The sequence below is a fragment of the Rouxiella silvae genome (assembly GCF_002093625.1).
GTDB lineage: Bacteria > Pseudomonadota > Gammaproteobacteria > Enterobacterales > Enterobacteriaceae > Rouxiella > Rouxiella silvae.
Window position 1 is genome coordinate 1 of record NZ_MRWD01000102.1, and the last position, 8,227, is coordinate 8,227.

9 protein-coding genes and 1 pseudogene are annotated in these 8,227 nt (G+C 44.3%); 7 read left to right on the forward strand and 3 right to left on the reverse strand.

Annotated features, from left to right (window positions below; all coding sequences use genetic code 11):
- The first annotated feature begins 200 nt into the window (after positions 1-200).
- Genes BS639_RS24130 through BS639_RS24155 form a run of 6 tightly spaced genes read left to right on the forward strand, consistent with a single transcriptional unit; the run spans position 201 to position 5,995 of the window.
- The gene (locus tag BS639_RS24130) at positions 201-995 is read left to right on the forward strand and encodes an arylamine N-acetyltransferase family protein (RefSeq protein ID WP_084984587.1); all 795 of its coding nucleotides are present in this window, start codon (positions 201-203) and stop codon (positions 993-995) included.
- Positions 992-1,552, forward strand: a complete 561-nt coding sequence (locus BS639_RS24135) for an RBBP9/YdeN family alpha/beta hydrolase (protein WP_084984588.1) — start codon at positions 992-994, stop codon at positions 1,550-1,552. The genes BS639_RS24130 and BS639_RS24135 overlap by 4 nt, the downstream gene beginning before the upstream one ends.
- A 2-nt stretch (positions 1,553-1,554) precedes the next feature.
- Positions 1,555-2,739 carry an MFS transporter gene (locus tag BS639_RS24140; RefSeq protein ID WP_084984589.1) on the forward strand — a complete coding sequence of 395 codons (1,185 nt, stop codon included), beginning with the start codon at positions 1,555-1,557 and terminating at the stop codon, positions 2,737-2,739.
- A gap of 30 nt (positions 2,740-2,769) precedes the next feature.
- On the forward strand, positions 2,770-3,675 hold the full coding sequence (locus BS639_RS24145) for a diiron oxygenase (protein ID WP_084984590.1): 906 nt from the start codon (positions 2,770-2,772) through the stop codon (positions 3,673-3,675).
- Positions 3,676-3,689: 14 nt separating this feature from the next.
- Positions 3,690-4,715 (forward strand): flavin reductase family protein, encoded by a 1,026-nt coding sequence (locus tag BS639_RS24150; RefSeq protein ID WP_084984591.1) that lies wholly within the window; start codon positions 3,690-3,692, stop codon positions 4,713-4,715.
- Positions 4,716-4,738: 23 nt separating this feature from the next.
- Entirely contained in the window at positions 4,739-5,995 is a 1,257-nt protein-coding gene (locus BS639_RS24155; RefSeq protein ID WP_084984594.1) for an ATP-grasp domain-containing protein, read from the forward strand.
- A 365-nt stretch (positions 5,996-6,360) separates the two neighbouring features.
- Here BS639_RS24155 and BS639_RS24160 read toward each other — a convergent pair whose 3' ends face one another.
- The gene (locus BS639_RS24160; protein ID WP_084984592.1) at positions 6,361-6,789 is read right to left on the reverse strand and encodes a DNA/RNA non-specific endonuclease; all 429 of its coding nucleotides are present in this window, start codon (positions 6,787-6,789) and stop codon (positions 6,361-6,363) included.
- A gap of 155 nt (positions 6,790-6,944) precedes the next feature.
- On the opposite strand from BS639_RS24160, the pseudogene BS639_RS24165 reads away from it, so the two are divergent.
- Positions 6,945-7,321 (forward strand): annotated as a pseudogene (locus BS639_RS24165) (transposase); the annotation flags it as partial.
- On the opposite strand, the gene BS639_RS24840 reads toward BS639_RS24165, so the two are convergent.
- Positions 7,304-7,435 (reverse strand): Tn3 family transposase, encoded by a 132-nt coding sequence (locus BS639_RS24840; protein WP_139804184.1) that lies wholly within the window; start codon positions 7,433-7,435, stop codon positions 7,304-7,306. The pseudogene BS639_RS24165 and the gene BS639_RS24840 overlap by 18 nt on opposite strands.
- 169 nt (positions 7,436-7,604) lie before the next feature.
- Positions 7,605-7,835, reverse strand: a complete 231-nt coding sequence (locus BS639_RS24170; protein ID WP_084984593.1) for a hypothetical protein — start codon at positions 7,833-7,835, stop codon at positions 7,605-7,607.
- Positions 7,836-8,227 lie beyond the last annotated feature (392 nt).

Sequence of the window (8,227 nt, forward strand, 5' to 3'; positions counted from 1 at the left end):
AATATCATCTATATCATAGGATTAAAAAACTAACTATTCAGAAAACAGTTCCTTTATCCAATTCTTTACAGAAAAAGTAAATTTTTCTTATATTTTCCTCATAAAATTATGTTGTGCCGTAACATTAAATGAATACTATCTCACCTAGAAATGTAAGGGCTTAAGCGGCCCCTGCCAAATTCAGGTTCATGGAGAGCAGTATGAAGGATGTAGAGAAATATCTTAAGAGATTGAATTTGAATGAAAGCCCAGCAAAAACCCATAGCTATTTATCTGTTCTACATCACGCCCATTTTTTTAATGTTCCTTTTGAGAATTTCAGCGTCAATGACACTTCAGATGTAAGACTCAGTCGTGACGAGATTTTCACTAAAGTAGTGCTAAACAATCAAGGCGGTATCTGCTTCGAGTTTTCAGTTTTGTTGCAGGAGTTATTCGATCATATTGGCTTCAGCTATGAAGTCCGCCTTGCAAGATTACTCATCCCGCATACAACGTCTGCCACTCATCAGTTATTCATCCTAAATATTGGTAGTGAGCGATGGCTATTCGACGTTGGATTTGGAGCTAAGGGTCCCCGAACGCTGCTGTTAATGGCCGACGGTTATATTCACAACGATCAATTTTTATCCTCGCGCATTACTGAAGATGCAGTACAGGGATGGATAATCTCTGTCAGAGAGAACAGCAAACCGGATGCGGTGTGGGAGGCTATTTACTCTTTCCATGACGTCAAAACCTTTCCTGCAGATATCAGCATGGCCTATTTCTACACTCTTCATTCGCCAGAAAGCCTGCTGAATACAAACAGCGTCGCGAGCCTTCCTCAAGAGAACGGAAGGATAAGCATTCGAAATAATATTTTCACTGAGGTAAAGGGATTCGAGTCTAAGTCATTCGAGATACCTGATGATGAAGAAGCGTCCAGAATCCTGAAGACAAGGTTTGGGATAACAGTTTTGCCCGAGATGATTAATCACGCGAGAAAAAAATGACAGCTACATACCTTATTGTTCCCGGTTTCACTAATTCCGGACCAGATCACTGGCAAACTTTTATGCAGAGGAAATACGGTAACGTGGTCCGGGTAGAACAGGATGACTGGAACAGTCCTTCTGCTGACTGGGTAGAAAGACTGAATCAGACTGTTAACGAAACAGAAGGCGACATTGTGCTCCTTGGCCACAGTTGCGGGGCTGTAGCAGTCAGCCAGTGGGCCATATCTCATTCTGTGGATAGGGTAAAAGCCTTGGTCTTAGTCGCACCGGCAGATGTAGATGCCGAAGAGTCTATAGAACAAATAAGACAACAACGTCCCCTGCCCACAAAGAATCTTGGTTATAAGTCGTTACTCATCCACAGCGATAATGATGAACATCTTGATAAGTCGCGTGCCTTCGAGCTTGCCAGCCGTTGGGGATCCAAAACCCATCTTATTATAGGTGGCGGTCATCTACATACCGCAGCTGGCTATGGAGAATGGTTGGAAGGCGAACGACTTATCGAGAATTTCACAGGTATTTCGTTAATATGTATCGAAGGAAGAGAGTAGATATGTTTGGAGACGTCAGAAAGTTTGGAAGTGCCGCGCGCAGTTTCCTTATAGCCACTTTCCTTATGGGGCTCAGCAACGGCATGTTTGATGCCGTTTATAACTTTTATCTTGAAGCCCGGGGAATTGATAAAGCAGCCACAGGCCATATCTATGCAGTGGCTATGGCAATGATGGCCGTAGCAGTTATCCCGCTCATTATTGCCAGCAGAAGAATATCTCAGAGAAAGTTACTGCTTATATTTGCGTTTGTGTACGCCTTACCGTTTATCCTGCTCCCCTGCCTGACGTCGGTTTCAGCAAGTGCTGTCACACTGGGATTAATTCTTTCCGGAATGATTGCACAGTTGTCACTTGGAAATGCTCTGATGGGGTCAAACATAGATTCTGCCAGCAGGACGACGCTATTCAGCTACTTCTTTGTGGCCTATCTGGGCGCTGCGATGACAGGTTCCGTTGCAGTCAGCGCTGTGACACACTACTCGCACGTCGAGCCCCTCAGAAATTATCAGGCCATTCTGGTTGCTTCCTTCATCTGTGCGTTACTGATGATTTATTTCCGTATCAGATCCGTAAGAGGAATCACGGAACCCGGCGTTGATGAGCGTAGACTGGCAGGGAAGAAAGACATGGAATGGGGAAATTTCATCATTCTTTTCGTCGCCGCATCGCTTCTAGGGGCATCAATAACGCTCATTTTCCGTTTCATTAATATTGTATTCAACCTTGCCTATACAATGAACATCAGTGAGATTTCACTGATAATGGGTGGAGATAAGGTTGTGAGCATCATTGGAGCCTTGTTCGCACCGCTCCTGGTGAAAAAGTTCCCATTTAAACCAACCGTCATTGTTGCAGGTCTGCTGACCGCTACATGTTTGTTATTTCAGTCGTTGCATGTTCCGTCAGCAATCTTCATTACTCTTTACTTTATCAGGTTGTTGCTCAATTACTGCCTGATGCCGCTACTTGATACGCTGGCAATAACCGGTTTTTCAAAAGACAGAACTCTCTTATCTACCAGTATCCGCCAGCTCTCATTCTATCTCGGCAGCGCAGTATCTGCAGTTGTTTACGGAGATTTGCTTGAAAGCGCACACTGGGAAAACACGTTAATTATATCTGCAGGGCTTGCTCTTGCAGGCGCCATATTTATGAGCTTCATCCGAGTAAAAAATGAAAACTAATCCGGCAGTCAAAAGTTAAAGGAGTAATTTATGTCCGCTGAATTCACAGTTCCCGACAGTGAAAATGTCGCGCTTATGTTAAAAAAACTATCTCTGCTTTGGAAAAACCGGGCAGCAGTTAATAACACTCACCCTGAATATTCTGAACTTGCTTTTAATGAATCTAAAAAAGATTTTAGTGAATCTTTATTGCCTTTCAGACTTCACGATGCCTGGCAGGAAGCACCCGAAGACGTCAAAAGCCGGTGCTTGTCTTATGCGTGGGGCATATATAACTTAAAAACGATATATATCGAATGCGACATCGTTACGCCGGCTTGTGAAGACATCATTAAATGTCCACCGGTGAATTCACCTAATAGAGCAGAACTTCAGGACGTTATGTCCGAAGCGCTGCTGGACGAGGCACTGCATACAAGAATGTCAGTAATGGCATGTAATTATATTTACGACAGGCGCAAGCTTGAGCCATTGAATTACACTGATTTTAATCTAATCAGATGGCGTAAACAGATGCTTGAAAGCTGTAGCGCAGACTGGCAACGCCGGCTGACACGTTTTGCAGTGGCTTGTGCAAGCGAGACCCTGATAACAGACTATCTTCGCGTAATGGCTGAAGACAAAAGCATCCAGAGAATTTGCCATGAGGTCACGCGGATCCACGCTGAAGATGAGTGGAGTCACTCAAGCGTTTTCAGCTATGTGGCTTATGACATCGTGCGTGATTTGGGCTACAGTGAGCGCAAATATCTCAGGAACACCATGCTCAAAACAGCAGATCTTTTCGCTGATAATGAGCTGGGTGCCTGGAAAAGCGTTTTTAATCTTGCCGGTATGCCTTATGCCAGAGAAATTATTGCCGAAACAGAAAGCTGTAACGAGATAGGTATATATCTTGAATCCGCAGAAGCCGTTATTTCAAGGATTGGACTTTAAGGGTATGTTTTAGTATGAAACTTATTTGTCATGAATCATCTTTGTTAACATCGAAGATGAGAATGTTCCGCCTGGAGCCCACCTGTAACTCTGACACGTTAAAATACGCTGCAAATCCTGGAGAGTACTTTATTTTTAATTTTCCTGACGAAAAAGAATCAATTATACAGCGTTGTTATACGCTGATATCCTCAGAACATGGAAAATATTACGACTTCATCATCGAAAATAAAGGTGAGAAGAGCGCTTCATCGATTATTTCCAGACTGCTTTTAGATAAGAAAGAAATAGAAGTGACAGGTCGTAGCGGGAATATTAATTTTAGCAGAATCCAAGACAGAAAAAATGTGCTTTTGTTGGCTGGAGGTATAGGAATTACGCTGCCTCTGGCATTGATTCGTGAGTGCTTCAAAGCGTACGGATATATCGCTCCTGATAAGCACGTCTTGCTTATGCTGAGCTGTACCGAACCCGCGGCAATCCCCTTCCTGAACGAATTATTTGACCTGTATACACGCTGCGACTGGTTTACGATAAGAATTAATGTGACGCGTGCAGGTCTTTTAAAACACAGTGAAGTGTTCAGGGAAGGAAGGGTAAATATGAGTGAAGACAGTATCCCAATTATTCCCGACACCACGATAATTTGCGGAAGTACTCACTTCGCGGAATTTTCAGTAAATGCAGTAAAGAAACGATTCCCTTTCTCTGATATTTCTGTTGAAGCGTTCAGTTCAGCGAAGGCGGCCACTGCCGAAATGGACACTAAAGCTAAAGGCTGCAGCATTAAACTAGAAAGCAAGAGCCTTGAGATTACCGCAAATAAAGCAAGGACAGTACTCGATAATCTCCTTGAGCAAAATATTCCCATCAGGCACATGTGCCGTTCAGGTATCTGTGGAAGCTGTAAATTCAAATTAAAAAGCGGAAGCGTCAGGAGTGAGCCAGACTTCTGTCTCTCAGAAAAAGATAAGGCTGAAAAAATATATCTTGCATGCTGTTCATATCCTGATGGAAACGCATCGATTGAAATAGCATGAATATAAATAACGAGGTAAATAAAATGAGAAAAGATAAATACGTCATCATAGTCGATCCTTTTTCAAGCGGTGCTGCATTTGCAGACAGGGTAACTACTTTATATGGCTATAAAGTCGTCGCGTTGATTACGAATCGCCACCTTCCCCCTACTGTCATGTCTACCTTCCGGCCGCATGAATACTTAACAGTATTTGAATATAAGTCACTGCAGGACACAGTTCAGGAAATAGAGTCCTCACTTGGCGGTGCGCCAGACTATATCGTTTGCGGTTCCGAACCAGGCGTGCCCGTGTTTGACCTGCTCTGCAAACACTGGGATTTACTGCCTAACGTATTTGAACTCAGCCAGGCAAGGCGAGATAAGTATCTGATGCAACGTCGACTAATGTTGGATGGTGTCAGACACATTCCTCACTTTAAATCAGGAGATCTTGAAGAGATTTTGCAATGGTGTGCAAACAATCCTTTCGATGAATATGTCATCAAACCAGTAAGTTCTTTCGGGACTGAAGGCGTTTTCTTCTGCAAAAATATGCATGAGGTTGAGGCTGCGTTCCGCTCACTGATTGGTACCAGGGATTACTCTGGCATCGTGAACAAAGAACTTCTGATTGAACAGAAAATTGACGGAACGGAGTATGTCGTCGATGCCGTGACCAGTGACGGTCAGCACTTCGTTGTAAATATTTTTCGATATGTCAAACAGGAAGTGAGTGGAGTACCGATTTACTGTCAGATGGTTACGGAACCGGTAGAGGAACATACTGAGCTGATTACTTACGTAAGTTCAGTACTGTCTTCTCTTGGCATACGTAACGGTACCTCACACAGTGAGGTTATTTTGTCTGCTGACGGGCCTGTACTGGTTGAAACCGGCGCCAGAATGCACGGTGGTATGGGACCTCGTCTCGTTGAAGAATGTAATACTCATTCACTTATTGACCTCAGCCTGATGGCCCGAATTTCTCCACAGGAGTTTAACAAACTAACCGATTCCCTTCCTGTGCTAAAAAAATACGCCATTGAATATTTTCTCAAGGCACCAGATTCGGGTACCTTAGCAAAGGTAAATATTGAGTCAAGATGCTCATCTCTGGAGAGCTATGGTTTCACGCTATGTAAATACATACCCGGTGACAACATTGCAAAAACGGTAGATTTGGTTACCTCTTACGGCAGGGTAGTTTTGTTTAACACTGACAAAAACCAGCTGGAATGGGACGCTCGAAAAATAGCCGCGTGGGAAGAAGCGGGCCAACTGATAAGTATTTACCCATAACATTCTTCACCTTTTAAATTAATGACACTCAAAAAACGAAAAGACCTGTATTAAATAGCAGTCTGTTCATTTATTTATCAACCTAATCTTTGCCATACAATGTCGGATCTGAGTTGTACTTAGCCACTACGTGCGCCTGAAACTCATCCAGACTCTCACTGAAAACTTTTTTGTCTTTAGGGTCTGAAGCCCATCGGTGCAAAAGTGTACTCAGAGTTCATTTTCGAGCAGGTTGGCGAGTAAACAAAACGAAGGTTTTGTTTACTCTTCCCGTTGAAGCCTGAAGCCATGCTGTTTTCGGCATTTCAAGTTTTAATAAACTTGGTAATCAAATCAACGTAAACATGACTGACATCGCCACGACTTTATAGACTTAAAATCATAGTGTTACGTTCTAAACGTACGTTTCCGTTCCATTGGCCCTCAAACCCCTCTACTGCAAGTGCACCGTTGGTACCTGTATATGCGGCGGGAGATAGAGTATCTGATTCAGGCAGAGCAGGATCGCGTTTCCAGTTACGGGGGCGACCGCTTGCCTGACTGGTTTTGGTTATCGTATAGGCAACCCAGTTGGCAAACTTCGTATCAGGATTGTTGTTCAATGTATAAGATTCGCGGGTAACAGTCTGAATACTGCCGCCCACAGGACAACCTACAGGGCAATTGACGCTTATTGCCCCAGATACGGCCTGCTGAGAAGTCTCATTCTGTACTTTTTTGATTTGTGTCGTACAGGAAAAAAGGAATAAAAGAGGTAAAAGCGACAACGACCGAAAGTGGCTGGATATAAGCATGTTAACTCCATTTAATATCTAAAATCCTTCAAATAGATATGTAGTTAACCCCAAATTGAATCGCCACGGATAATCTAGACACTTCAGAGCCGTTGGTGGACTGACCCCGCCCCGGTAGACGATCCTGCCCTATAGTTTGAGCATAGGAGGAGCGTATGGGCACACCACGATTTACCCCTGAATTTAAGGAAGAAGCTGTCCGTCAAATAACGGAACGCGGTTATTCCGTCGCTGAAGTTTCTGACCGGCTGGGCGTTTCAGCACACAGTCTCTATAAGTGGTTACGGGCGATTAAACCCGATAACAGCGAGCAGCATGCCCAGGATTTACTGGAGGCCAAAAGCGAGATCCTGAAACTACGGGCGCAGCTAAAACGTACCGAAGAAGAACGGGATATCCTGAAAAAGGCCGCGCGGTACTTTGCAAGGGAGCCCGACTGAAGTACCGCTTTATCAATGAGCACCGCACTGTATGGGGTGTCATGACGATGTGTCGGGTATCCCGGCACGTTTCATCAGTCGCCAGACACGGTTAACTCCGCACTGTTGGCCAGCTTTTTCAGCATCAGAGAAGCGGTCACCGTTCCCTGCTTTATTGAGGTCGCTAGCCTCAGAATTCCGCCAAATTGGGTAAATCGCCCATTCATAAAGGTTTCACATTACCGGAGCGGGGCAGAGCAGAACGCCCCCATGGTTGACCTGAACCAGCCCCGCCAGGCACAACATATAGTATGTCCATCAGCTTCGACCGATACAGCATATAGCGTTATCCACAGAAACGGTGGATAAGTCGGCAGATTCGGTAGAATTAGGGTTTTACCGTACGCCGCGAAAGAGGGTGGACTTACGCTCCTTTACTAATTCAATATAATTAAGAAAATACAGCGTCTTATTTACATGCCCCAACTCCATGATAGCCTGAGCCAACACTCCTTTTCGTGGTGCAACTGCGTCCTGACACAACGGCATTTCACCTCTGCGGCATAAGGGGGTGCTAAGTCCGGGTATCCTCGCCGTCATTTTCTCCTGTGAGTCTTTCTTCTTCATATCAGCTTCCGGTAATCGTTCCCCGTCACAACTTGGCCAGCCATAGCCGCTTTGCGCCCTTGCTGGCCAGAACGATTTCCGGGTGGCCCAACCGTCAGGCGATACGAAGACGAAATTGTCTAAGGACAAAACCAAACCAGATGTCTATCAGGTCGTAACAGACAGCATCATCGAAGCGTTAGAAATGGGGGGATTACCATTTTATACCTGAACGTGATCTTGCTGCGTCAGAGCCATAGGCGTTCAGGGGTAGAAGAAAATTTCTCTTTGTCATGTACCTGTCATCATTTCCAGGCAATGTACTGATGTTAATCTTTTATGACGAAAGCTTAATTTAACTTAAGAAATATCTAGCGTAGACGAAAATTTAGAAAATAGACATGATATAAAAA